Annotated in this window: 24 protein-coding genes; 19 read left to right on the forward strand and 5 right to left on the reverse strand. The window is 65.8% G+C overall.

The annotated features are described in order from the left end of the window. The 11 genes from pgk to AC3FKH_RS00055 form a co-directional block, all read left to right on the forward strand. Positions 1–236: phosphoglycerate kinase (gene pgk, locus AC3FKH_RS00005; RefSeq protein WP_488671897.1), on the forward strand; the 236-nt coding region annotated here is incomplete at its 5' end. 38 nt (positions 237–274) lie between these two features. Further along, positions 275–1,711: a pyruvate kinase gene (gene pyk, locus AC3FKH_RS00010; RefSeq protein WP_488671899.1), complete on the forward strand. Its 1,437-nt coding sequence runs from the start codon at positions 275–277 to the stop codon at positions 1,709–1,711. A 111-nt stretch (positions 1,712–1,822) separates the two neighbouring features. After that, complete coding sequence (gene fba / locus AC3FKH_RS00015; RefSeq protein WP_488671901.1) at positions 1,823–2,887, forward strand: class II fructose-bisphosphate aldolase; 1,065 nt, start codon at positions 1,823–1,825, stop codon at positions 2,885–2,887. A gap of 102 nt (positions 2,888–2,989) precedes the next feature. Then, positions 2,990–3,898: a phosphoribosylaminoimidazolesuccinocarboxamide synthase gene (locus tag AC3FKH_RS00020; protein WP_488671903.1), complete on the forward strand. Its 909-nt coding sequence runs from the start codon at positions 2,990–2,992 to the stop codon at positions 3,896–3,898. A 16-nt stretch (positions 3,899–3,914) separates the two neighbouring features. After that, entirely contained in the window at positions 3,915–4,412 is a 498-nt protein-coding gene (purE, locus tag AC3FKH_RS00025) for a 5-(carboxyamino)imidazole ribonucleotide mutase (RefSeq protein WP_488671904.1), read from the forward strand. Between the two features lie 38 nt (positions 4,413–4,450). Next, positions 4,451–5,695, forward strand: coding sequence for a 5-(carboxyamino)imidazole ribonucleotide synthase (locus AC3FKH_RS00030; RefSeq protein WP_488671906.1), 1,245 nt, complete (start codon positions 4,451–4,453; stop codon positions 5,693–5,695). Positions 5,696–5,734: 39 nt separating this feature from the next. Continuing rightward, complete coding sequence (locus tag AC3FKH_RS00035; protein WP_488671908.1) at positions 5,735–6,721, forward strand: L-threonylcarbamoyladenylate synthase; 987 nt, start codon at positions 5,735–5,737, stop codon at positions 6,719–6,721. An 18-nt stretch (positions 6,722–6,739) separates the two neighbouring features. Continuing rightward, complete coding sequence (locus AC3FKH_RS00040; protein ID WP_488671910.1) at positions 6,740–7,231, forward strand: GrpB family protein; 492 nt, start codon at positions 6,740–6,742, stop codon at positions 7,229–7,231. Between the two features lie 207 nt (positions 7,232–7,438). Beyond that, positions 7,439–8,002 (forward strand): PAAR domain-containing protein, encoded by a 564-nt coding sequence (locus AC3FKH_RS00045; protein ID WP_488671912.1) that lies wholly within the window; start codon positions 7,439–7,441, stop codon positions 8,000–8,002. Between the two features lie 2 nt (positions 8,003–8,004). Beyond that, positions 8,005–8,640, forward strand: coding sequence for a type VI secretion system amidase effector protein Tae4 (locus AC3FKH_RS00050; protein ID WP_488671914.1), 636 nt, complete (start codon positions 8,005–8,007; stop codon positions 8,638–8,640). An 11-nt stretch (positions 8,641–8,651) separates the two neighbouring features. After that, complete coding sequence (locus AC3FKH_RS00055; RefSeq protein ID WP_488671916.1) at positions 8,652–8,972, forward strand: hypothetical protein; 321 nt, start codon at positions 8,652–8,654, stop codon at positions 8,970–8,972. Between the two features lie 158 nt (positions 8,973–9,130). Here the strand turns inward: AC3FKH_RS00055 and AC3FKH_RS00060 are convergent, their stop codons facing one another. Next, on the reverse strand, positions 9,131–10,135 hold the full coding sequence (locus AC3FKH_RS00060) for a Bug family tripartite tricarboxylate transporter substrate binding protein (protein WP_488671918.1): 1,005 nt from the start codon (positions 10,133–10,135) through the stop codon (positions 9,131–9,133). Between the two features lie 180 nt (positions 10,136–10,315). Further along, positions 10,316–13,282: a DEAD/DEAH box helicase gene (locus AC3FKH_RS00065; RefSeq protein ID WP_488671919.1), complete on the reverse strand. Its 2,967-nt coding sequence runs from the start codon at positions 13,280–13,282 to the stop codon at positions 10,316–10,318. A gap of 239 nt (positions 13,283–13,521) precedes the next feature. Between AC3FKH_RS00065 and AC3FKH_RS00070 the strand changes: the two genes are divergently transcribed. From AC3FKH_RS00070 to AC3FKH_RS00090, 5 genes are all read left to right on the forward strand, one after another. Further along, the gene (locus AC3FKH_RS00070) at positions 13,522–13,716 is read left to right on the forward strand and encodes a zinc-finger domain-containing protein (protein ID WP_483731322.1); all 195 of its coding nucleotides are present in this window, start codon (positions 13,522–13,524) and stop codon (positions 13,714–13,716) included. Positions 13,717–13,828: 112 nt separating this feature from the next. Further along, positions 13,829–14,851 (forward strand): lipopolysaccharide heptosyltransferase II, encoded by a 1,023-nt coding sequence (gene waaF, locus AC3FKH_RS00075; RefSeq protein ID WP_488671920.1) that lies wholly within the window; start codon positions 13,829–13,831, stop codon positions 14,849–14,851. 17 nt (positions 14,852–14,868) lie between these two features. After that, a complete protein-coding gene (locus tag AC3FKH_RS00080; RefSeq protein WP_483710514.1) occupies positions 14,869–15,309 on the forward strand; it encodes a YybH family protein in 441 nt (146 codons plus the stop codon). Positions 15,310–15,361: 52 nt separating this feature from the next. After that, positions 15,362–16,429, forward strand: a complete 1,068-nt coding sequence (locus AC3FKH_RS00085; RefSeq protein ID WP_488671923.1) for a hydrolase — start codon at positions 15,362–15,364, stop codon at positions 16,427–16,429. A 35-nt stretch (positions 16,430–16,464) separates the two neighbouring features. After that, positions 16,465–17,043 (forward strand): DUF2946 family protein, encoded by a 579-nt coding sequence (locus tag AC3FKH_RS00090; RefSeq protein WP_488671924.1) that lies wholly within the window; start codon positions 16,465–16,467, stop codon positions 17,041–17,043. An 11-nt stretch (positions 17,044–17,054) separates the two neighbouring features. Here AC3FKH_RS00090 and AC3FKH_RS00095 read toward each other — a convergent pair whose 3' ends face one another. Beyond that, positions 17,055–18,842 (reverse strand): beta-barrel assembly-enhancing protease, encoded by a 1,788-nt coding sequence (locus tag AC3FKH_RS00095; RefSeq protein WP_488671926.1) that lies wholly within the window; start codon positions 18,840–18,842, stop codon positions 17,055–17,057. 73 nt (positions 18,843–18,915) lie between these two features. Between AC3FKH_RS00095 and moaC the strand changes: the two genes are divergently transcribed. After that, on the forward strand, positions 18,916–19,395 hold the full coding sequence (gene moaC / locus AC3FKH_RS00100; protein WP_488671928.1) for a cyclic pyranopterin monophosphate synthase MoaC: 480 nt from the start codon (positions 18,916–18,918) through the stop codon (positions 19,393–19,395). A gap of 51 nt (positions 19,396–19,446) precedes the next feature. Here the strand turns inward: moaC and AC3FKH_RS00105 are convergent, their stop codons facing one another. After that, positions 19,447–20,511 (reverse strand): GGDEF domain-containing protein, encoded by a 1,065-nt coding sequence (locus AC3FKH_RS00105; RefSeq protein WP_488671930.1) that lies wholly within the window; start codon positions 20,509–20,511, stop codon positions 19,447–19,449. A gap of 481 nt (positions 20,512–20,992) precedes the next feature. On the opposite strand from AC3FKH_RS00105, the gene AC3FKH_RS00110 reads away from it, so the two are divergent. Continuing rightward, positions 20,993–21,484, forward strand: a complete 492-nt coding sequence (locus AC3FKH_RS00110) for a hypothetical protein (RefSeq protein WP_488671932.1) — start codon at positions 20,993–20,995, stop codon at positions 21,482–21,484. Further along, complete coding sequence (locus AC3FKH_RS00115; RefSeq protein WP_488671933.1) at positions 21,481–22,011, forward strand: hypothetical protein; 531 nt, start codon at positions 21,481–21,483, stop codon at positions 22,009–22,011. Before AC3FKH_RS00110 ends, AC3FKH_RS00115 begins: the two co-directional genes overlap by 4 nt. 4 nt (positions 22,012–22,015) lie before the next feature. Here AC3FKH_RS00115 and AC3FKH_RS00120 read toward each other — a convergent pair whose 3' ends face one another. Further along, positions 22,016–23,779: a PglL family O-oligosaccharyltransferase gene (locus AC3FKH_RS00120; protein ID WP_488671935.1), complete on the reverse strand. Its 1,764-nt coding sequence runs from the start codon at positions 23,777–23,779 to the stop codon at positions 22,016–22,018.

The raw sequence follows: 23,779 nt of genomic DNA on the forward strand, positions 1-23,779 counted from the left end.
TGGGCGTGTTCGAGTTCGACCAGTTCGGCAACGGCACCAAGGTGCTGGCCGAAGCCATCGCCGATTCGAAGGCCTTCTCGATCGCCGGTGGCGGCGATACGCTGGCCGCCATCGCCAAGTACGGCATTGCCGACCGCGTGGGCTACATCTCGACCGGCGGCGGCGCGTTCCTGGAATTCCTGGAAGGCAAGAAGCTGCCCGCGTTCGAAGTGCTGGAGCAACGCGCGGCCGGCTGAGGCCAGATTCGCCCATGTCCGCACAAGGATCTCCCGCCATGACCCGCTCGACCAAGATCGTTGCCACCATCGGCCCCGCCTCCAGTTCGCTGGAAGTGCTGACGCGCATGATCGCGGCAGGGGTGGACGTGGTGCGGCTGAACTTCTCGCACGGCACCGCGCAGGACCATATCGACCGCGCGAAGCTGGTGCGCGAAGCCGCGCAGGCGTGCGGGCGCGAGGTGGCCATCATGGCCGACCTGCAGGGCCCGAAGATCCGCGTGGGCAAGTTCGAGAATGGCAAGATCACGCTCAAGCCTGGCGATCCGTTCGTGCTCGATTCGGCGTGCCAGCTCGGCAATGAAGGTCGCGCCGGCCTGGACTACAAGGACCTGCCGCGCGACGTGGGCCCGGGCGACCTGCTGCTGCTCAACGACGGCCTGATCGTGCTGGTGGTGGACCGCGTGCTCGGCAACGAGATCTTCACCACCGTTCGCATTGGCGGCGAGCTGTCCAACAACAAGGGCATCAACCGCCAGGGCGGCGGCCTGTCGGCGCCGGCGCTGACGGCCAAGGACATGGACGACATCAAGACCGCCATGGCCCTGGGCGCGGACTATGTCGCGGTGAGCTTCCCCAAGAATGCCACCGACATGGAAATGGCCCGCCAGCTCGCGGCCGTGGCCGGCCAGCCGCACGGCCAGAAGGCGCGCATGATCGCCAAGATCGAGCGCGCCGAGGCCATCAACCCGGGCGTGCTGGAAGAGATCCTGCAGGCTTCGGACGGCATCATGGTGGCCCGCGGCGACCTGGCCGTGGAAGTCGGCAATGCCGCCGTGCCGGCGCTGCAAAAGCGCATGATCAAGCTGGCGCGCGAGGCCAACAAGCTGACCATCACCGCCACGCAGATGATGGAAAGCATGATCGTGAACCCGGTGCCGACGCGCGCCGAAGTGTCCGACGTGGCCAACGCCGTGCTCGACGGCACCGACGCCGTGATGCTGTCGGCCGAGACCGCCGCGGGCCGCTACCCGGTGGAAACCGTCGAGGCGATGGCCGCGGTCTGCATCGAAGCCGAGAAGTCAGAGGTGGTGCAGCTCGACACGGACTTCCTCAACCAGACCTTCTCTCGCATCGACCAGTCGGTGGCGATGGGGGCGCTGTTCACCGCCTATCATCTGCAGGTGAAGGCGATTGCCGCGCTGACCGATTCGGGCGCGACCGCGCTGTGGATGAGCCGCCACCGCATCCACGTGCCGATTTATGCGATGACGCCCAACGTGGCGTCGCAGCGCAAGATGCAGCTGTACCGCAACGTCGTGCCGCTGCCGCTGCAGGCCAGCACCGACCGCGACACCGCGCTGGAGCAGGCCGAAGAGCTGCTGCTCGCGCAGGGCGTGGTGCAGCGCGGCGATTTCATCGTGCTGACCATCGGCGAGCCCATGGGCCAGCCAGGTGGCACCAACACCCTCAAGATTGTCAGGGTAGGAAGTTGATGCAGTTTTTGCGGCGGCAGGCTGTGCAGAACGGCCCGGCCGCCCGGCATGGCGCAAAGCGCCAGCAGAACAAGATACAGAGACACCCCATTTACCTTCAGGAGTTTTGACATGCCACTCGTATCGATGCGCCAGCTGCTCGACCACGCTGCCGAAAACGGCTATGGTCTGCCGGCATTCAACGTGAACAACCTCGAGCAGGTCCAGGCCATCATGCAGGCGGCCGACGAGGTCAATGCCCCGGTCATCATGCAGGCCTCGGCTGGCGCCCGCAAATACGCCGGCGAACACTTCCTGCGCCACCTGATCGAAGCCGCGGTCGAAGCCTACCCGCACATCCCGGTGGTGATGCACCAGGACCACGGCCAGTCGCCGGCGATCTGCCAGGCCGCGATCGACCTGGGCTTCTCGTCCGTGATGATGGACGGCTCGCTGCGCGAAGACGGCAAGACGCCGGCCGACTACGAGTACAACGTCGACGTGACCCGCAAGGTCGTGGCGCTGTCGCACGCGATCGGCGTGACGGTCGAAGGCGAACTGGGCTGCCTGGGCTCGCTGGAAACCGGCGAAGCCGGTGAGGAAGACGGCATCGGCGCCGAAGGCAAGCTGGACCACTCGATGCTGCTGACCGACCCCGAGCAGGCCGCCGACTTCGTCAAGGCCACCCAGCTCGACGCCCTGGCCATCGCCATCGGCACCTCGCACGGCGCCTACAAGTTCACGCGCAAGCCGACCGGCGACATCCTGGCGATCAACCGCATCAAGGAAATCCACGCGCGCATCCCCAACACCCACCTGGTGATGCACGGCTCGTCGTCGGTCCCGCAGGAACTGCTGGAAGAGATCCGCAAGTTCGGCGGCGACATGAAGGAAACCTACGGCGTGCCGGTCGAGGAAATCCAGGAAGCGATCAAGTACGGCGTGCGCAAGATCAACATCGACACCGACATCCGCCTGGCCATGACCGGCGCGATCCGCCGCTTCTTCGCCGAAAACCCGAGCAAGTTCGACCCGCGCGAATACCTGAAGCCGGCCCGCGAAGCCGCCAAGCAGGTGTGCAAGGCCCGCTACATCGCCTTCGGCTGCGAAGGCCAGGCCGGCAAGATCAAGCCGGTGTCGCTGACGGATATCGCCAGCCAGTACAAGTCGGGCAAGCTTGCCCAGGTTGTGCAGTAATGTCCCCTGACCGCCATCCGCGCATGTGGATGGCGGTTTGACGTTCCGGCCGCCGCGGCAGCATTCAGTGCCCGGCGGCTTCGCCGTTTTAACGGAACCACCATGCCTAACGCTCTCTACCAGTCCTCCATCCAATCGCTGCCGCTGCTTGGCCACGGCAAGGTGCGCGACAACTACGCCGTCGGCGAAGACAAGCTGCTGATCGTCACCACCGACCGCCTGTCGGCCTTCGACGTCATCATGGGCGAGCCGATCCCCGACAAGGGCCGCGTGCTGAACCAGATGGCGAATTTCTGGTTCCGCAAGCTCGCGCATATCGTGCCGAACCATGAGACCGACGTCGCCGCGGAAACCGTGGTGAAGGCCGAGGAAGTCGCGCAGGTGCAGGGCCGCGCCGTGGTGGTCAAGCGCCTGAAGCCGATCCTGGTGGAAGCCGTGGTGCGAGGCTACCTGGCCGGCAGCGGCTGGAAGGACTACCAGGCGACGGGCAAGGTATGCGGCATCGAACTGCCGGCCGGCCTGCAGAACGCGCAGAAGCTGCCCGAGCCGATCTTCACCCCGGCCGCCAAGGCCGAGATGGGCGAGCACGACGAGAACATCTCGTTCGGCGAAGTCGAGGAACGCATCGGCGTGGCGCTGGCCCGCCAGATGCGCGACATCTCGATCCGCCTGTACAAGGAAGCGGCCGAGTACGCCGCCACGCGCGGCATCATCATCGCCGACACCAAGTTCGAATTCGGCCTGGACGAGAACGGCACCCTGACGCTGATGGACGAAGTGCTGACCGCCGATTCGTCGCGCTTCTGGCCGGCCGATTCTTACCAGCTGGGCACCAACCCGCCGTCGTTCGACAAGCAGTTCGTGCGCGACTGGCTCGAAGCCGTGCGCATCGACGGCAAGCCATGGCCGAAGACCGCGCCGGCGCCGAAGCTGCCGGACGAGGTGATCGAGAAGACCGCGGCCAAGTACCGTGAGGCGCTGACGCGTCTGACGGGCGAAGAACTGCAGTAAGCCCGGAGAACAGGACGTGAGCAAGCAAGACAAGCCGGTCGTCGGCGTCGTAATGGGCAGCAGTTCCGACTGGGACGTGATGCAGCACGCCGTGGCCATGCTGAAGGATTTCGGCGTGCCGTTCGAGGCGCAGGTCGTTTCGGCGCACCGCATGGCCGACGACATGTTTCGCTATGCCGAGACCGCGCGCGGCCGCGGCATCCGCGCGATCATCGCCGGTGCCGGCGGTGCCGCGCACCTGCCTGGCATGATCGCCGCCAAGACGATCGTGCCGGTGTTCGGCGTGCCGGTGCCGTCCAAGTACCTGCGCGGCGAGGACTCGCTGCTGTCGATCGTGCAGATGCCAAAGGGCGTGCCGGTGGCGACGTTCGCGATCGGCGAAGCCGGCGCCGCCAACGCGGCGCTGCACGCCATCGCCACGCTGGCCACCACCGATGACGCGCTGGCCAGCGCGCTGGAAGCATTTCGCGCGAAGCAGACTGAAGCTGCGCGCGCCATGACGCTGCCGCTGTAATTCTCGCGCTGTAACCCCGGAAACCACGGAACCGAGCAATGCCGACCGATATCCACCCCTACCTCTCCGAAGCCCACACGCCGGAGTCGCGCGCCGAATTCGGCGTCGACAACCCCAGCGCGCCCATCCTGCCCGGCGCCTGGCTCGGCATGCTCGGCGGCGGTCAGCTTGGCCGCATGTTCACGCATGCCGCGCAGAGCATGGGCTATCGCGTCTGCGTGCTCGACCCGGACCAGGAAAGCCCCGCCGGCTCCGTGGCCGACAAGCATATTTGCGCGCCTTACACCGACGAGGCCGCGCTGGCCGAGATGGCCCGGCTGTGCCAGGCCGTCAGCACGGAGTTCGAGAACGTGCCGTCGCTGTCGCTGGATCGCCTCGAACAGCTCGGCTCGTTCGTCGCGCCGCGCGGCTACTGCGTGTCGATCGCGCAGAACCGCATCGGCGAGAAGAAGTTCTTTGCCTCGTGCGCGGAGCGTACCGGCGTGCCGACCGCGCCGCACTGGGTCATCCAGCATGATGCGGACGTGGACCAGTTGCCCGACACGGTGCTGCCCGGCATTCTGAAGACCGCCCGCATGGGCTACGACGGCAAGGGCCAGGCCCGCGTGAAGACGCGCGAAGACGTGCGCGCCGCGTGGAAGGCCATGCAGCACGTGCCGTGCGTGCTGGAAAAGATGCTGCCGCTGGCCTACGAGGTCTCGGTGCTGGCCGCGCGCGCCGCCGATGGCAGCACCGCGACCTGGCCGCTGGCCGAAAACGTGCACCGCGACGGCATCCTGTTCTCGACGACGATGCCGTCGACCAGCGTATCGGCCGACATCGCCGACCGCGCCCGCGCCGCCGCTGCCACCATCGCCACCGAGATGGGCTATGTCGGCGTGCTGTGCATCGAGTTCTTCGTGCTGACCGATGGCTCGCTGATCGCCAACGAGATGGCGCCGCGCCCGCACAACTCCGGCCACATCACCATGGATGCCTGCGAGACCAGCCAGTTCGAGCAGCAGGTGCGCGCCATGGCGCGCCTGCCGCTGGGCAGCACGCGCCAGCATTCGGCCGGCAAGATGCTGAACCTGCTTGGCGATGTGTGGTTCGAGTTCGGCCTGGAGCGCACGCCCGCATGGGATGAAGTGCTGGCCCAGCCCGGCGCCAAGCTGCACCTGTACGGCAAGAGCGACGCGCGTCCGTCGCGCAAGATGGGCCACGTGAACTGCATCGGCGACAACGCCGAGGCCGCCGAGCAGGCGTTTCAGGTGGCCGAGCAAGCGCTGCATATCCCCGTCTGAACCACCCGCAACACTGCCACGCAAGCTTCCAGGAACACGATGTCACGCATGCCCACGGCCGCCGAACTGGACGAAGCGGTCCGCCTGCTGGAGGACGGCCAGCTGGTCGCCTTTCCCACTGAAACCGTGTACGGACTCGGCGCCGACGCGGAGAGCCCGCAAGCCGTGGCGCGCATCTTTGCGCTCAAGGGCCGGCCGTCGAACCATCCTGTCATCGTCCATGTGGTGGACGGCGCGGACATCGGCTATTGGGTCGACGAGGTGCCGGAAGCCGCAGAGAAGCTGATTGAAGCGTTCTGGCCCGGCCCGCTCACGCTGATCCTCAAGCGTGCCGCGCATATCGATGCGGCAGTGGCTGGCGGGCAGGACAGCATCGGCCTGCGCTGCCCTTCGCATCCTGTAGCACAAGCGCTGCTGTCGCGCTTCAAGCGCGGCCGTGGCGGCATTGCCGCGCCCTCGGCCAACAAGTTCGGCCAGGTCAGCCCGACCACGGCGCAGCATGTGCGCGACGAGTTCGGCGATGCGGTGTATGTGCTGGAAGGCGATGGCGTTGAAGTTGGAATCGAATCCACCATCGTCGACCTGTCGCGGTTGGACCAGGGCATTGGCCCCGTGCTGCTGCGGCCGGGCGCGATCACGCCGGCGATGATGGCGGCGGTGCTTGGCGAAGCGCCCTTGCCTCCCGACGCTGCGGCGCCACGCGCCTCGGGCACGCTCAAGGCGCACTACGCGCCGCATACCCCGCTGGTGCTGGCCGATGCGGGCGAACTGAAGGCACAACTAGCCTCGCTTGGCACCAATGCGCGCGTGGCGTGGGTTGGGCGTGCGCCGATCGACGATGCGCGCTGCACCTGGGTGCAGGCGCCCGCGGATGCTACGGCCTACGCGCGCGAGCTATATCGGCTGCTGCGCAAGCTCGACAAGCAGGGGTACGCGCGACTGGTGTTTGAACCGCTGCCGGAAGGGCATGAATGGGCTGGGGTCAGGGATCGGTTGCAGAGGGCGGCGGCGGCGTTTGGGGGGTAGGACCGGAGGATTGGCAACGTGGCGCATCACGAAACGCTTACGCTTGTGCCTGACCTGGAAGCTGCCTGCCTGGCAGCACAGGCTACATTTGAGGGCATGAAGCGTACGCTCATCGAGATGCTTCCGTCTTCCATCGAGGTCCTTCATGTTGGCGCCACTGCCATCCCGGGCTGCTTGACGAAGGGCGACCTCGACATTGTTATCCGAGTCAGTCAAGCCGAATTCGAGCGTGCCGATGCCATTCTCGCCACGCGTTTTTCCCGCAATGCTGGCTCAGCGAGAACCCAGGAATTCTCCGCCTTCGAGGGTTTGGGGCGAGCATTACACGTAGGAATTCAATTGGTGGCCAGAGATGGCTCTTTCGATTTCTTCCACCGTTTTGTGGATGCATTGCGAGCCAATCCAGATCTCGTTCGTCGCTACAACGCTCTCAAACTCGCCTTCGATGGCAAGTCGATGATCGACTACCGGAAAGCGAAGGACGCCTTCATCGCGGAAGCGTTGCGGTGAATGATGGAGGCCCGCCGTCCGCTGCTAATCGGGGGGGGGCGAGCCGTGCAAAGGGCTACATCGTTTGGCCCGGGAGTTCCGGCAATTTCGAAGCCTGTTGCTATCCCAAGCCGATTGGCCATCAACTTTTAAGTATCTGCCGATTCCAATAGCACCTACTCGACGCTATACGCATAGATGCGCCCTCGGACAATGAAGGAGCATCCCTTGAATCAGCATATCCGGCATAACCTCGTACAAGGCGACAAGACCACCAGCAACGGCGTAGTGGTTGGCGCCACTGACGCCCGAATGACCCAGATGGGGATACCGCTCGCGCTGGAAGGCGATGCCGTCTGGTGCCCCGCCTGCAAGACTACGGGTCGTATCCTTTGCATTGGCCCGCACCATAACAACTCATTCCACGGCAGGAAGGATGCGCTCGATGGCGATCTCTGCATCTGCCGGTGCAATCCCCCACCGCGACTACTTCACTCGATGACGGGCATGTCCCATGTCTTCACGCACGATGAGCTTGTTGCGCAAGGGTTCGCCAAACATCCCGTCCAAAGCAATTTTCCGGGGGAAACTGGAAGCTACGACGAAGCCGTCCAGCTTTCGTACCTGGGCCAGTCAGGCAGCCTCGCGGGGTTGCCGTTCTTTATTGAAACCGCTGACGGGCGCCGTTTCAGCGGCAAGCTGGATGGTGCGGGCATGATGCCGCGAATTGCCACAGAGAGCCTCGGCGCCTACGAGATTTTCTGGGGCGACGATGCCCTGGCGCGAGGCTGACCATGCCGGCGCAATCGCTAGCCGCCGCCGGCAGCCGCGCTGTCCGGACAAACCCAGTTGCTGGCTCGACCCTCAACTTGAAGATTCAGCCGGTTACCTTCCGACGGCTCTGGGACAACTACGTCACAGGCAAGCCTTACAGCGATCCCGAAAGGACTCACTCCAATCAATGCGCCATCCGGCTCAGCGCAACCCTGCATCGTATTGGCATCGACATGAAATCCTTCTCGCAGAAGACTGTTAGGCCGGGCCGCGGAAAATCGACGCTTGGACGCATCCTTCTGGATGGCAAACCGACTGCTACACGTGCGGACGAGATGGCTCAATGGTTATGTCTGAAGCCGTTTGCGGGATTGCCGGAAAGGCCGGACGTGGTGACTGGGCCGGACTGGCAAGACAAGGTACGAGGCCGGACCGGGATTATCTTCTTTGGCGAATATTGGGAACGCGATAGCGATTCAGCCGACACCGCTTCCGGAGGACACATCGATTTGTGGAATGGCGAAGCGCTCACGAGCAACGGGATTTCGGGTGTTCTTGCAAATATCTTGAGGTTCAGGCTGGGCGTTAACTACTTTCCCACAGTCTATTCTGACCTTGGGCTAGCCAGAACAATTTGGCTTTTCAGCATTCAATGATGCAGTCCACCATGAATCGGCTCATTAAGAAGACTGGACTCTTCATCGTCGGCTTTGCTGCGGGATGTCTGCTACTACTGATTCCAACCTATGCCGCGACAGCGTGGAATATTCCGGCATGTGCAGAAGGATGTCCCACGTGGATGCACAACGTGAGCATTCCCATCTATCTGGGAACTCCCTTTGCCTCGGGCATTACGTTGGCTTGGCCGACGACGCTCCGGCGAAAGGTGGTTCTATTGTCGTGGATGGAGCTTGCCATTCTCACGATGTTCTGGCTGGCATATGCTCATCAAGTCGGTTTGCTACGGCGCACTCTCATCCATTTCTAACCTCGGCGTCTAGTATCGCAACGTGGCAACGATAGAGGAACAAGTTGCTTCGGTAATCTACTGCTACGCTGATATGTGCTCCACCCATTCACACGCGGACGCATGCCAGGACGCTTGACGCTGCCTTGCCCGCTCGAGGGCAAGGCAATCCATCCCTCTCAATCGATCGAAGCCCCCACCGTCTTCACCACCCCCGCCCACTTCTGCCGATCCGCCTTCACCGTCGCCCGGAACTGATCCACGCTTTCCACACGCGGCGAATTTCCCGCGTCGATCAGCTTCTGGCGGATCGCCGGCGTTTCCAGCGCGACCTTCACTGCATCGTTGATCTTGCGCGAGATCTTCGGGTCCAGTCCCTTCGGCCCGAAGAAGCCGAACCAGATGGTGCTGTTGAAACCGGACAGTCCGCTTTCCGCGATGGTCGGCACTTCCGGTACCACCGGCACACGCTTGCTCGTTGTTACGCCAAGTAAACGCACCTTGCCAGCCCGATATTGCGGCAGCACGCTCTGAACCTGGTTGAAGATGCAGCAGACCTCGCCCTTGAGCACGGCCTGCAATGCATCGGGGCCGCCCTTGTACGGGACGTGGACCATATCGAGGCCGGCGCGCGCATTGAACTCTGCGAACGCCAGGTGCGTGCCGGTGCCGTTGCCCGTTGACGCATAGTTGTACTTGCCAGGATTGGCCTTGACCTTCTCGATGAACTCCTTGACCGACTTCACGTCAATCACGGCCGGGTTGATGGTCAGTACGTTGGACACTTCAACCAGCGGCGCGATCGGCGTGAAATCGGCGTCGGCATCGAACGGCAGGCTCTTGTACAGCGCCGGGTTGATGCCGTGCGTGGCTGCAGTGCCCAGCAGCAGCGTGTAGCCGTCCGGCTTGGCATGCGCCACGACTTCCGAGGCCACGTTGCCGCCAGCGCCCGGACGGTAGTCGTAGATGATCGTTGTCTTGAGCGACTTCTGCAGCGATTCCTGCAGCGCGCGGCCCACCATGTCCACGCCGGATCCGGCGGTGAAACCCATCAGGATCGTCACCGGCTGGTTCGGCCATTCGCCTTGCGCCTGGGCGGGCGCGGCAATGGCGCAGGCGGCGGCCAGGCCGGCAGTCAGCTGGAGAGCGGAACGGAACGAGAAGCGCAAGGGCAGGCGGGACATAGGGGGCACCGTCGAAGGAAAGGAATGACAAGGGCGCCGGAACAGCGCGACGCCATCACGAGCCAGGGTCTTGGCGCCCTGGACCGAAAGCCACACGATAGCAATGTTCGGGCCAAAACCAAACGACCGAGTTCGCTTGAAGGTATGCCGAACCGGCATATGGTCGTGCCGCAGCAACGCTCAGCGCCGCAGCAGCCCGACCAGCTCATCGACGTCAGGCAATGCCGCGCCGATGCCAGCCACGGCGTCCTCGTCGGCCTCCAGCACGCCATCGGCCAGCGCCCGTTTGTCCTTGTGCAACTCGACAATGCGCTCTTCGATCGTCCCCGCCGTAATCAGCCGGTACACCGTGACGGGACGCAACTGGCCGATGCGATGGGCGCGGCCCATGGCCTGGTCCTCGGCGGCGGGGTTCCACCACGGGTCAGCGATGATCACGTAGTCGGCAGCCGTCAGGTTCAGGCCGAAACCGCCGGCTTTCAGGCTGATCAGGAAGACATCGCCCTCGCCGGACTGGAAGGCCGCCACGCGCCGCGTACGCTCCGCGGCCGGCGTGGCGCCGTCCAGGTACTGGAGCGCCAGGCCCGCGCGCTCCAGTACCTGCCTGAGCAGGCGCAGGAAGTCCACGAACTGGCTGAACACCAGCACCTTGTGCCCGTTGGCCGCGAGTTCGCCGGCAAGTTCGACGAAGGTGCGCAGCTTGGCGCCCTCCTGCCCGATCTCGGGCGTGACCAGCCGCGCATCGCAGGCGGCGCGGCGCAGCCGCATCAGTTGCGCCAGCACGTGGATGCGCGCCTGCGCCTGGAACTGTGCCTGCGCGATGGCCCTGGCACGCGCGCCTTCCGGTGCGCCGCGCGTGGCCTTGCGCGCGGCTTCGACACGCGCCAGCGCGGCTTCGGCGTCGGACTGGGCCTGGCGGCGCAGCGCTTCGTAATGGGCGGCCTCGACCGGCTCAGGCTCCACGCGGATGACCACCTCGGTGCGCGCCGGCAGATCGTCGAGCACCTGCGCCTTGGTCCGGCGCAGCACGAACGGCGCGATCATGCGGCGCAGCCGCTGCCGGACTTCAAGCGCGCCGCTGCGTTCGATCGGATTGGCAAAATGCTCGTTGAAGCGTGCGAGCGAGCCGAGCAAGCCCGGGTTGCAGAAGCGCATCACCGACCAGAGTTCGGAAAGCCGGTTTTCCACCGGCGTACCGGACAGCGCCATGCGAAAGCCCGACGGCAGGTCGAACAGCGCCCGCGCGCGGCGGGAAGCGGCATTCTTGATGGCCTGCGCCTCGTCGGCCACGACGGTGTGCCACTCGCGCGCGCGGAACGCGTGATGCGCCTGCTGCAGCAGTGTGTAGGAGACGATCACGAGGTCGCCGGCGCCGGCTTTTGCGAGCAGGGTCTCGCGTTCCCCCTCGGCATAGACATGCACGTTCAGCGTCGGCGCGAACCGCCGAGCCTCGGCGGCCCAGTTGCCGCACACGGAGGTCGGCGCAACCACCAGGCCCGCACCGCCGCCCGCCCGGGCCAGCAGCACCGCCAGAGCCTGTAGCGTCTTGCCCAGGCCCATGTCGTCGGCCAGGCAGGCGCCGAGCCCGGCCGCGGCCAGCGTCATGGCCCAGCGGAAGCCGTCATGCTGGTACGGGCGCAGTTCTGCTGCCAGGTTGGCCGGCACGGCGATATCCGCCTCGCGCGCGGCGCGCAGCCGCGCGAGCCGCTGGCGGAAATGCGCATCGGGATCGATCCCCGCGCCGGCCAGCACGTCGTCCAGCCACGGCGTCGCCATCAGTGGCACGCGGATGCCATCGGGCACACGGTCGGCCACGCTGGCCAGGTCGCGCAAGCGGCCGCGCAGCGTGCGCGTGAGTGCTATGTAGACGCCCTGCCCCATCGGCACGAAGCGGCCGGCGTGGCTGCCGGTCCATTCGATCAGCTTGCCGAGTTCGAGCACGAGCCCCTCGGCCACGCGCAGCTCGCCCACCAGCCGGTACCAGGCGTTGCGGGTTTCGACGGCCACGCTGAGCTGCGGCAGGTCCGCGGCTACCACGCGCATCTCTTTGCCGCGCGGCCACTCCAGCGCCTGCACGGCGGGCCGGCGTGGCAGGGCCTCCACAACCGCCAGCGCGTCTTCGGGATCGTCGAGCACCCAGTTGTGCTCGCCGCCGGGCGGCGCCAGCGGCACCAGGAACGGCAGTTCGGCGAAGACCTCGGCCACGTGGGCCAGCTCGGCCTCCAGGTCGCGCTGCGTGGCCAGCGTTTCGCCACGCACGTTGGCCATCAGCCGCTCGCGCCCCGCGCCCGGCGCCAGGCGCGGGCCGAGCGGCCCCAGCGGCGTGACCACCAGCCGCAGCGCGATGCCTTGGCCACGCGGCGCCACTTCGGCGCGCAGCCGCGACTCGGGCTCAAGTTCGCGCACTGCGCCGGTCGGGTCCGCCTCGACCTGGAAATGCCCGGCCAGCGCGCGCAGCGTGCGATCCAGTTGCACGCGGCCGGCTTCCGGGATGGCGAGACCGTCGGCAATCAGCCGTGCCGCACCTTGTTGTGCGGGCGTGAATCGAATCACACGCAGCCGCTGCGGCCCATCGCGCAGTACCGTGATCTGGCGCAGGGCCTCGGCATCCTGTCGTGCCGCAGCGGGCAAGAAGGCGTCCATGTCTGGCGCTTCGCGCAGCGGGGGATAGATGCGCAACACATAGCGGCCGTCGGTATGGACGGCCTCCAGCGCGGGCGATCCTTCGATCACCTCCAGCGACTGCTCCGGCGATCGGGCCAGCACCACGGCCGGATGTCCAATCAGTGCGACGATGGCCGCCGCCCGGTCCAGCACGTAGCGCCGGTTGTGCGACTGGTCGCGCCGGATGGCTTGCGCGACGCGCGCATCCCACGGTTGCAGTTGACCGTCCTCCGCCACGCGCGCCAGCGCGATGGGCCGGGGCTGGCCCCAGCCGCGCGCGCCGCGCGTCTGCGCCAGAGGCTCGATCGCGGCGACGGCGCCGTCGGCATCCAGCGTCAATGCCCATAGCAAGCGGCGATCGGGTGCGTTGCCGGCGGCCGCGCTGCCGCGGGCGAGCCCCTGCAGCGCTTCCAGCGCCTGTTGCCAGGCCGGCAAGCCGCTGTCGGGGCCGGCTGCGGGTTCGGGAGGGAGGGCGGAGGGCACGGGAACCGGTGCGGACAGAGGAATTTGGGGAAGAACAACGGGAAAGCGGGCATTTTAGACCGCCTTTCCCCGTCTGCCGCGTTGGCACCCATGTCCCCGCAGCTTACAATGTGTGCTTTTGCCGCAGCCGGGTTTCCGGTGGGATCGGCAAACCAGACAAGAAGTGGCTGACGTTCCATCCGGCCTGGCCGGCACGGCGACAGCCCGACCCAATCCGAAGCACGACACCCCGCAACACCATGACGCAAACCGCCAACATCGTAGAAATCGGCGCTGAAGACATTCCGCTGCACTGCCCCACCGCCAACACGCCGGCCTGGAACTACCATCCGCGCGTCTTCCTGGATGTGGCCGATACCGGCGAAGCCAAGTGCCCGTACTGCGGCACGGTGTACAAGCTCAAGCCGGGCACCGTGCTGAAGGGCCACCACTGAGCGGCCCGCGCCGCTCCCGCAGCACCCCGACGCTCCGGGCCGCCTGGCGGCGCTCCGGGGCGTTGACGTTTCCGCCCGCCGCGCTCAAGCGCGGGCAAGCTTCGCCCCATTCATGAAAAAAGCCCTCGTCATCGCCCCCGACCGGATCAGCGACGCGCTGATGGCCCAACCGCTGCTGGCGCTGCTCAAGGCACGCCATCCGCGGCTTGTCATCGATGCCCTTGCGCCCAAATGGGTCGGCCCCGTGCTGGCACGCATGCCGGAGATGGGCAGGGTCTTTCCGAGCGACCTGACGCACGGCAAGCTGCAGCTCTCGGGCCGCTTCATGTTTGCCCAGCAGCTCAAGAACGAAGGCTACGACATGGCCTACGTGCTGCCGGAGACGCTCAAGTCGGCGCTGATCCCATGGCTCGCCGGCATCCCGCTGCGCGTCGGCTACCGTGGCGAATCGCGTTTCGGCATGCTGAACGTGAGCCATGCCAACCCGCCGCGCAACGGCCGCCCGGTCATGGCCGAGCACTACGCGCGCCTGGCGCTGCGGCCCGGCGCCAAGCCGCCGGCGGAATTGTCCGAGCCACACCTGCGCACCGACCCGACGCGCATTGCCGCCACCGCGCAGCGCTTCGGCATCCCGCCGCAGACACGCCTGATCGCGTTCTGCCCGGGGGCCGGCTTCGGCCCCGCGCGGCGCTGGCCGGCCGCGCATTTCGCCAGGCTGGCGCAGATGCTGCGACGCTCGTACCCGTATGCTCAGATGATCACGCTGGGCGCGGCAGCCGACGCGGACGCCGCGGCCGAGATCACGAAAGAAGCGCCGTTCGTGCGCAACCTGTGCGGACAGACCTCGCTCGACGACGCCATCGACCTGCTTGCGCTGTCCGAGGCCGCGGTCTGCAACGATACCGGCCTGATGCACGTCGCCGCCGCGCTGAACCGGCCGCAGGTGGCCGTGTTCGGCTCCAGCGATCCGCGCCGGACGCCGCCCCTGTCACAGGCTGCGAGTATCATGTGGCTGCAACTTGAATGCAGTCCGTGCCTCAAACACGAGTGTCCGCTGGGACACCTGCGCTGCCTGAAGGACATCGAACCCGAGATGGTGTTCGTCGAGCTGCGCAAGCTGCTGCACCGGCCCTGACTCCTGACATCGCGACCATGCCCCGTTTTGCCCGTCTGTTCGATTCCGCGGAAGACATTGTCCAGGCCTTCCGCGAGGCCATGAAACTGCGCGATGCCGAGGGCGCGCTGCGGCTGTGGCTCGACGAAGACTCGATCACCTGCATCATGCCTGACGGCCAGCGCCTGATCGGCCATGAACACCTGCGCCAGGCGTTCCTGCAACTGCTCGAAGAACAGCCGGTGCTGATCGATGCCATCGAGACCAGCAGCCATGCGTCGCTGGGCGTGTCGATCTTCGACGTGACCGAGGCCCTGCGCTTCGGCGCGGACCGGGTCGAGGCCGACCTGTACGTGCACACCACCTACGTGCTGATGCAGAACCACGAGGGCTGGCGCCTGGCACATATCCACTGCAGCCCGGCCAATGCCGTGCAGGTAGCCTCCGTGGCCGCGGCGCCGGGACAGGCGCTGCACTGAAAGCCGCCCCAGCCGCGCGCCTGCGCGCGGTCCTTCGCATGATCCAGCCGGCATGACGCAGCTTCCGCACCATCGCCTGCCCTCCACCACCCAGGCCATCCCATCCGCCCACGCTTATGGCGATGGCATCGCCATGCCGTGGTGGCTGCGCGGCGGGCACGCCCAGACCATCATTCCCGCGCGCTTTACGCAACGGCCGCCGCGCGTGCACTTTCGCCGCGAGCGCTGGGAAACGCCGGACCAGGACTTCATCGAACTGGACTGGACCACGCACGCCATGCGCGCCAACACGCCGCTGCTGGTGATGTTCCACGGGCTGGAGGGCGACTCCGGCAGCCACTACGCGCAGGCACTGATGCACGCGCTGCAGCCGCGCGGCTGGCAGGGCGTGATCCCGCACTTCCGTGGCTGCTCGGGCGAACTCAATCGCGCGCCGCGCTTCTATCATTCGGGCGATTCCGCCGAGATCCGCTGGGTCCTGGAACGCCTGCGCCGCGAGCATTGCGCCGATGGCAGGCCGATGCTGGCGGTGGGCATCTCGCTGGGCGGCAACGCCTTGCTCCGTTACCTTGGCGAAGAGGGCAGCGCAGCTCGCTATCTCAGCGCTGCCGCGGCCATCTCGGCGCCGCTGGACCTGGCCGCCGGCGGCGCGGCGCTGTCCGCCGGGTTCAACATGCTTTACACACGCATGTTCCTGCAGACGCTCAAGCGCAAGTCTTTGGCCAAGCTGGAGCAGTTTCCCGGCCTGTTCGACCGCGACGCCATGCTGGCAAGCCGCGACCTGTACGAATTCGACAACATCGTGACCGCGCCGCTGCACGGCTTTCGCGATACCGACGACTACTGGAAACGCGCGTCGAGCAAACCCGTGCTGGGCGAGATTACCGTGCCCACGCTGGTGCTCAACGCGCGCAATGACCCTTTCCTGCCGGCACAGTATCTGCCGGGCCCCGCAGACGTCGGCCCGCAGGTCTGGCTGGAACAGCCCGAGCACGGCGGGCACGTTGGCTTCATGACACCGCGCGCCGGCCTGCTGGGACAGTTGCCACTGCTGCCGTTCAGCGGACATATCGAATGGCTGCCTGCACGGATCCTGCGCTTCTTCGACAGCATGTCCTGACGCCGGCGGCGCGCACGCAACGAGGAGACACGACCATGGATGATTCAGTCCGGCAAGCGCTGGCGCGCTGGCCCGATGTGCCCCACTGCTACGGCTGGCTGGCGCTGGATCGCCGCGGCCAATGGCGCCTGCGCAATGAGTTCGCGCAGCAACACGGCCTGACGGGCGACCCGATCCGGCATGAAACGCTGGTCGCGTTCATCGAGCGCAACTACCTGCATGACGAGCGCGGCGCGTGGTATTTCCAGAACGGGCCGCAGCGCGTCTTCGTGTCGCTGGCCTATGCGCCGTGGATCGTGCGGCTGCATGAAGGCAGGCTGCGCACGACCACGCAACGCGCGTTCGACGTGCAGGCCTGCCATGCCGATGAACAGGGCAATGTCGTGCTGACAGGCAGGATTGAAGGTGAGGACGGTGATGCGCACGCCGCGCTGCTGCACGACCACGACCTCGACCTCTTCAGCGGCGCATGCGAATGGCATGGCAACGCGTGCGGCGCGGACCTCGGCTTGTTCCACCATGACGGCCGCGACATCCCGATCGAACCGATTGCCGCCGACGAAGTGCCGAAGCGCTTCGGCTTCCTGCGCGACCCGCGGCCGCCGGCGGCCTGAGCTGACCGGATTCAGTTGGGGATGCCCTTGTTGTCCTGCCGTTCCTCGCGGTATTGCCGCTGGAGCTGGTGCAGGCGCGCGTCGACCTCGGACAACGTGTAGAAATCGCCATCGCCGGCCTTGCGCGCGATCTGCAGCTGTTCGATCGCGGCCTGGAAGGCGCCCTCCATCGCATACTTCTCCGCCAGCGCCTGGTGCTGCTGCACACGCTTGCCTTGTCCGGCGTAGGCACGCGCCAGCATGTCCCACCATTCGCTGCGCCCGGTCTCTTGCCGCGTGCGCTCGCGCAGGAACGCGACCGCCGCATCGTACTGGCCGGTGCCGAGCAGCGTGTCCGCATAGGCCAGCGCCACGGCGTGCGACAGCGGGAAGGCCTTCATCGATGCCGTGGCCTGGCTCATCGCCTCCGGCACGCGGCCCTGCTGGCGCGCGAGTTCGATCGCCATCACGTCGAGCATCGGGCTGCCCGAACTGGCGCCGGGAATATTGCCGTAGAGGCGGCGCGACTCCGCCAGCTCCTGCTCGGCGGCCGGGTAGCGGCCCAGGCGCTGTTCGATAAAGGCCAGGCCGTAGTGCAGCGCCGGCAAGCGCACCACGGAGGCGCTGGCCAGCTGGGCGCGTATGGCATTGCGCAAGTTCTGCAGATCGCTGGGCGAGCTTTCCTGGATGACGCGGGCGCGTACGCGCGCAAACTCGTAATCGGGCGTGTTCGACACCTTGCGGGCCATCACGTGGCTGACGCGATCCTGCATGTCGGCAATCCGCTCGGACGTAAGCGGGTGGGTGCGTACATACGAGGGCACCGAATTCTCGGCCGTACCCGATGAGCGCTGCAGCCGCTGGAAGAAGTCGGGCATGCCCTGCGGATCGAACCCGGCAGCCGTCATGATCTGGAAGCCGACGCGATCGGCTTCGCGCTCGGCGCCGCGCGAGAAGGACAGCTGGTTGGCAATGGCCGCGCCCTGCCCGCCCATGGCGAGCGCGGCGGCGGCATCGGGACTGCGCGTGGCCGCCAGCCCCGCCAGCACCATCGAGGCCAGTGCGATCCACATCGACTGGTCCTGCTGGGTGATGCCGCGCGCGATATGGCGCTGCATCACGTGGCCGATTTCGTGGCCGAGCACCGACGCGAGTTCCGACTCGGTCTCGGACTGCACCAGCAGACCGGTATGCACGCCGACATAGCCGCCCGGCAGCGCGAAAGCGTTGATGCTGCGGTCGCGCACGGCAAACAGGTCGAAGCCGGTGGCGAAGGTCCCGGAGCCGTTCGAACCCGAGATGCTCTGGCGCCGCGCGGCCTGCACCAGCCGGTAGCCCAGCGCGTTCAGATAGTCGGACAGCAGTGGGTCGGCCACATAGGCCGGATCGCGCCGGATATCGCGGATGATGCGGTCGCCCAGGCGCTTTTCCATGTCCGGCGACAGTGCCGCCGTGGACGGATCGCCCATGTCCGGCAACTGGACGCCGCCAACATCGACTACCGGATTATTGGTGCGCAGGCCGAACTCGGATTTCTGCCCCGCCTTGACGCTGCGGTTGAGGTTATCGTAGACCTGGTCGCTGGTTTCGACGGGGGGCGCGATCGCCACCTTGGCCGCGGCGCCCGACGCCCCCGCCGGCGCGCTGCCCTGCGGCCACGCGGGAGTCACCATGGTCAGCGCGATCAGCGCCACCAGCGAGCGGCGCCATGGCCTCGCATGCCGTGCCGGGACATGTGATGCCGGGCCGGCAGGCGCAGCGCCTGGCCGTCCGCAAAGGCCGGCGGGGCCGGGCCTGCGAAGCAATGGGGTCTTGGGCATGTTGCTATGATAGCGGCCTCCGCAAGCCGTTCCCATTAGCGGTTTGCCGCACGTTGCCGTACAGGAACCCGCCATGACGCAGCTCACCCATTTCGATACCGCCGGACAGGCCCACATGGTCGATGTCGGCGACAAGGCCAGCACCCATCGCGTGGCGGTGGCCACCGGCACCATCACCATGCTGCCCGATACCTTTGCGCTCGTGCGCGACGGCACCGCGAAGAAAGGCGACGTGCTGGGCATCGCGCGGATCGCCGCGATCATGGCGACCAAGCGTACCGCCGACCTGATTCCGCTGTGCCACCCGATCGGCCTGACCAAGGTGGCGGTGGACTTTGCGCTGGACGAGGCGAACGCCAGCGTTACCTGCACGGTACGCACCGAAACGCGCGGGCAGACGGGTGTGGAGATGGAGGCGCTGACCGGCGTGCAGGTCGCGCTGCTGACCATCTACGACATGTGCAAGGCGGTGGACCGGGGCATGGTGATGGGCGGTGTGCAATTGCTGGAGAAGCATGGCGGAAAGTCAGGCGACTGGGTGGCTGGCGCTTAGACCGAAGCCATGACAACCGGAGGCAGCCATCGGCGATTCGCAATGCCTCGTCTACGGCGCCTCTGTCCAGTCGGCAAGAAGCCGATGCCCGTCCGACGATCCTGAATCGTAAATCGTCAGCGGAAGAGAACCGGTCACGCGCCCGACGGCTGCATCGGACCATTCGCTGCACCGGATACTGTTGCGGCCCGCTTCCTTGGCTTCATACAGCAGGGCGTCGGCTGCGGCAATCAAAGTCTTTTCGGTGGCACCGTGCCTCGCCACGGAAAAATCCACGGCCAGCACGCCAAAACTGGCCGTTGTCGGGATGTTGCCGCTGGCGGCGTCGGCGGTCGGATTATCCACAATCGCCGCTCGCAACCGCTCGGCAACGGTCAAGGCACCGTCAAGGTCCGTTTGCGACAGGACCAGCAGGAATTCTTCCCCGCCGTAGCGCACCACGCTATCGACATGCCGGCGCGTCATCGCCTGAAGCAGGTCCGCCACATGTTGAAGCACGGCATCGCCGGTCTGATGGCCGAAGGTATCGTTGATGCGCTTGAAGTGGTCGATATCGCAAACCACGAGGGTCAGCCAATGCTTGTACCGCTCCGCCCTCGCAATTTCCATTGGCAGCAGCGTTTCATGCAAATGGCGCCGGTTGTAGCACCCGGTGAGATGGTCCCGGGTCGACTGGTGCTTCAGCTCGATCAGCGAGCGGTACTCGTCGCGCCATAGCCGATGGTAGCGGCGGGCCGCCACCATCCCGAAGCTGTTGGCCAGCAGCAAGAGCATCGTCATGGTCAGGGCATCCGAATGGGTCAGGTTACCCTTCTCCACCGCGATCAGGATGAAGACCGCGGTGGCAGCGATAGCGATGCCCTTTGCAATGACCAGCCGGTTGGGAATGAAGATATAGACGACGATCAGCATGATGCACAGTGACATCGCGTGCCATGGGATCTCGCTGGGCCGGTACCAGACGATCAGCATGAAGGTTGCCATGCCCACGACCTCGGCAGCACTGGCCACGAACCAGTGCGCCACGATGGATTCGGACTCGTCGCGCAGGAGATAAAGGCCCATGACTGCCGTGATCGCGACCAGCATGCGGCCGACGAACAGGACCAGCGCCACGCGCCCATAGCCCAGCGCCGCGACATCCGTCATCGAAAAGGCCAGATAGAAGGCCGAGCAGAACAGCAGTGTCAGATGAAGGGACGACCGGCTGCGCGTCAGGTGGTGGCGCTGGAATGCCAGCTCAGTTTCTGCCTGGCGGAACTCCACGCGCAACGGGTCAATGGCAAATTCAGATGGGGATTCGAGGTTCACGGTCTTGTGTGCGTGATAACTTCGAAACACTTTATTACAAATTCAGCCGCGGTGCGGTGAAGTAGAAAAATCAAAGTGCGTTTTGCAACGCCCCGGGGGACGGTGGATCGCCCGGCGTACGGTCGGCGCATCGTGCCGTAATAAAGGTAACGCCGCATTTCACGGTGCCTGCGGCACCGCCAGCGGGCGTAAATTGGTATTCAATATCAATCAGGCCAGCATGGCCGGACAGGCCCCGGCACCGCAGTGCCGGCGCGGCCTGGCGCATTCGCATAGGGTGAGTTCGATGAACGGGCGCAAGCTTTGCCAGTTGGCGCTGGCTCTGGCGGCGGTCACCACCAGCGGCGCGGCAGTCGCCGGCCGGGCCTATTACCATGGCGGCGGCTATCACGGTGGCTATTACCACGGTGGTTACTATCGCGGCGGCTACTACCCTGCGCGTGTCGGCGTGGGCGTGTATTTCGGCCCCGGATTCGTGTACGGCGGGTATCCCTATGGCTACTATCCGTACCCTTACTACTATCCGCCAGCAGTCATGGCCGCGCCGGCGTCACCGCCGCAATACATCGAACAGGGTCCCGACGGACCGGTCGCCGCGCCCGGACCTGAAGGCGCCATGCCGGAAGCACCGGCCCAGGCCTGGTGGTACCACTGCAACCAGCCCGAAGGTTATTACCCCTATATCCACGCTTGCCCTGGCGGCTGGCAGAAGGTGCCGGCCCAGCCGCCGTCCGGTTCGGCCACCCCTGAATCGCCTGCGCCGGGGGTGTCGTCATGAAGGCACGTGCTTACCTTATCCGTCGTTCGCAGGCTGTGGCACTGATTGTGGCAACGCTGGCACTGGGTGCTTGCGCCGTGATGCCATCGGGCCCCTCCGTCATGGTGCTGCCCGGTACCGGCAAGAGCTTTGACCAGTTCCGGGCGGACGACGGCAACTGCCGCCAGTACGCATTCGGACAGGTAGGCGGCGTCAGTTCCGCGCAGGCGGCGAATACCAGTGCGGTGGGCAGCACGGTGGTCGGTACCGCGCTGGGCGCCGCCGCGGGCGCGGCATTCGGCGGCGGCGAGGGCGCAGCCGTGGGCGCCGGCGTGGGTCTGTTGACCGGTGCGGCGTTCGGCGCGGGCAATGCGCAGTACTCGGGCTATGGCACGCAACAACACTATGATGCGGCCTATCTCCAGTGCATGTATGCCAGCGGCCACCGCGTGCCGGTCCACGGCAACATGGCAACGGCGGCGCGACCGGCGCCGTCTTATTACTATCCGCCGCCGCCTCCGCCACCGGGGTACGGTGGGTCGTATTGAGCGGTCAGCCCTGATCGGGCATGCGCCGCGCCTGCTCGCGGATCCATCGACAGAACTCGCGCGGACGCGCCGTATCGTCGACGTCGCGACAGGCCTGTTCGAGCGCGGCGTACTGTGCCGGTTCATCCCCCACATAGTAGAAGCGCAGGCGCTCCAGCCACGCGCGCCCTTGCGCGGGGTCACCCGTCAGCGCCATCAGCCATGCGGTGCGGGCGATCATCGTCGGCGTCGGCAGCAGATGCACGGCGGCGATATGGGAAGGCAACAGTTGTGCGGCATTGGCGGGCGTGATGATGGCGCGCTCGGCGACATCGGCCGCCGCATATTGGCGGAACCAGTACGCAGGCATCGGCAGCGTGACACGACGCTCGCGGCTGGCATACTCGCGCGCCTCGGCACGCCGGTAGTCCTGCCACATCGTAGCGAGCACGATCGCGCTGACCGCGGCGAACCCCGCCAGCAATCCTAGCGACAGCCAGCGCGGCATGCGCCATCGCCCGAAACCGCGCGGTTCGAGCCAGCCCAGCATGAAGCAGAACGGCAGGAAGAAGTACAGGTAGTGCAGCGGATACTCGAGCATCGAATGCGCGCACAGCATGGCGAGCCATGTCAGGACGACGACGGTTTGCGCTCGTTCGTCGTTATTCGCCCGCACCAGCCGGACACGCACCACGCGCCACAACCATCCCGCCAACGCAATGGCCACGCCTGCTGTCCCGACAATACCAGTCTTGGCCAGCAGGTCGAGTATCGCGTTGTGGGAATGCAGGGCCATCTCGACCTTCACGCCGACCTGCGGCAACTGCTGGAACTGGGCCCAGCCGAATTCGCCCCAGCCTACGCCCAGCCATGGATGCGTGCGGAACATGGCCCAGGCGTGGGTCCACAGTGCGCGGCGTGCGGATGTCTGGTCCGCGGACTTTAGTTGTGCGACGGTATCGAACAGGCGCCAGTCGAAGGCGTGGCTTGCGGCCTTGATGGTCGGCTGTAGCGCCAGCAGGACGACGACCGTGGCGATTGCCGCTGCCAGAAGGCCGACCGGTCTCTGCATGGGATCGATATCGCGTCGAGCACCGCGCGCAAGCCATGCGGCGATGAGGGCGTAGAGCGCAGCGATGCCCACGTGCAGGACGCCAGTACGTGAGCCTGACAGGACGATGCCGCTTTCCAGCAGGATCACGGCAACCAGCCACATCGGGAAACGCAGCTTGCCGCGCGAGGCTAGCCATGTTGCGGCGACCAATGCCATGCCGTCGATGGTGGCCTGGTGATTGGGCTGGTTGACGTTGCCCCAGAGGCGGCGGTTGTCGTCGTAGAAGTAGGAGGAGACTAGGCCGAAGGTGTGGGGTTCGAGATGGAAGAGTTGGACCCACTGAGACAACGAGCCGAAAAGGCCGGCGAAGAGGAAAGCAGTCGCGAGAGCTGTGGCGACGTTCAGTCGACTTCCGGAAACCGACTGATCCCGATGCCACGTCGCGACCATAACAATTGCGCCCGCCACAAGCGTCAGTTGAGTAGCAAGACGGCTTCCTGTGATATCCGGAGACCCGGAGGCCATCTGGAGAAAGCTAACAATTAGTAACCAGATCGGCAGATTTGCGATCCATGGTATGGATCTATTATCTTGCACATCGCGATTCCGAACGAACGACACCAAACAGATTGTGCAGAAAAGCGCTGCGCTAAGCCACTCGCCGTAGAACGTTGCAAGCGGCAAAGTGTGCCGGGAGACCAGCAACGGAAGAACTAATACAAAGGACAAAGGCAT

Source organism: Cupriavidus sp. 21MJTG02-4, from assembly GCF_057798975.1.

Excerpts from the sequence above, each read along its gene's own strand:
- pyk (WP_488671899.1), top strand. The coding sequence starts at position 275 with ATGACCCGCTCGACCAAGATCGTTGCCACCATCGGCCCCGCCTCCAGT.
- fba (WP_488671901.1), top strand. The coding sequence starts at position 1,823 with ATGCCACTCGTATCGATGCGCCAGCTGCTCGACCACGCTGCCGAAAAC.
- AC3FKH_RS00020 (WP_488671903.1), top strand. The coding sequence starts at position 2,990 with ATGCCTAACGCTCTCTACCAGTCCTCCATCCAATCGCTGCCGCTGCTT.
- AC3FKH_RS00030 (WP_488671906.1), top strand. The coding sequence starts at position 4,451 with ATGCCGACCGATATCCACCCCTACCTCTCCGAAGCCCACACGCCGGAG.
- AC3FKH_RS00035 (WP_488671908.1), top strand. The coding sequence starts at position 5,735 with ATGTCACGCATGCCCACGGCCGCCGAACTGGACGAAGCGGTCCGCCTG.
- AC3FKH_RS00050 (WP_488671914.1), top strand. The coding sequence starts at position 8,005 with ATGCCGGCGCAATCGCTAGCCGCCGCCGGCAGCCGCGCTGTCCGGACA.
- AC3FKH_RS00055 (WP_488671916.1), top strand. The coding sequence starts at position 8,652 with ATGAATCGGCTCATTAAGAAGACTGGACTCTTCATCGTCGGCTTTGCT.
- AC3FKH_RS00060 (WP_488671918.1), bottom strand. The coding sequence starts at position 10,135 with ATGTCCCGCCTGCCCTTGCGCTTCTCGTTCCGTTCCGCTCTCCAGCTG.
- AC3FKH_RS00070 (WP_483731322.1), top strand. The coding sequence starts at position 13,522 with ATGACGCAAACCGCCAACATCGTAGAAATCGGCGCTGAAGACATTCCG.
- waaF (WP_488671920.1), top strand. The coding sequence starts at position 13,829 with ATGAAAAAAGCCCTCGTCATCGCCCCCGACCGGATCAGCGACGCGCTG.
- AC3FKH_RS00080 (WP_483710514.1), top strand. The coding sequence starts at position 14,869 with ATGCCCCGTTTTGCCCGTCTGTTCGATTCCGCGGAAGACATTGTCCAG.
- AC3FKH_RS00085 (WP_488671923.1), top strand. The coding sequence starts at position 15,362 with ATGACGCAGCTTCCGCACCATCGCCTGCCCTCCACCACCCAGGCCATC.
- AC3FKH_RS00090 (WP_488671924.1), top strand. The coding sequence starts at position 16,465 with ATGGATGATTCAGTCCGGCAAGCGCTGGCGCGCTGGCCCGATGTGCCC.
- AC3FKH_RS00095 (WP_488671926.1), bottom strand. The coding sequence starts at position 18,842 with ATGCCCAAGACCCCATTGCTTCGCAGGCCCGGCCCCGCCGGCCTTTGC.
- moaC (WP_488671928.1), top strand. The coding sequence starts at position 18,916 with ATGACGCAGCTCACCCATTTCGATACCGCCGGACAGGCCCACATGGTC.
- AC3FKH_RS00110 (WP_488671932.1), top strand. The coding sequence starts at position 20,993 with ATGAACGGGCGCAAGCTTTGCCAGTTGGCGCTGGCTCTGGCGGCGGTC.
- AC3FKH_RS00115 (WP_488671933.1), top strand. The coding sequence starts at position 21,481 with ATGAAGGCACGTGCTTACCTTATCCGTCGTTCGCAGGCTGTGGCACTG.
- AC3FKH_RS00120 (WP_488671935.1), bottom strand. The coding sequence starts at position 23,779 with ATGCCTTTGTCCTTTGTATTAGTTCTTCCGTTGCTGGTCTCCCGGCAC.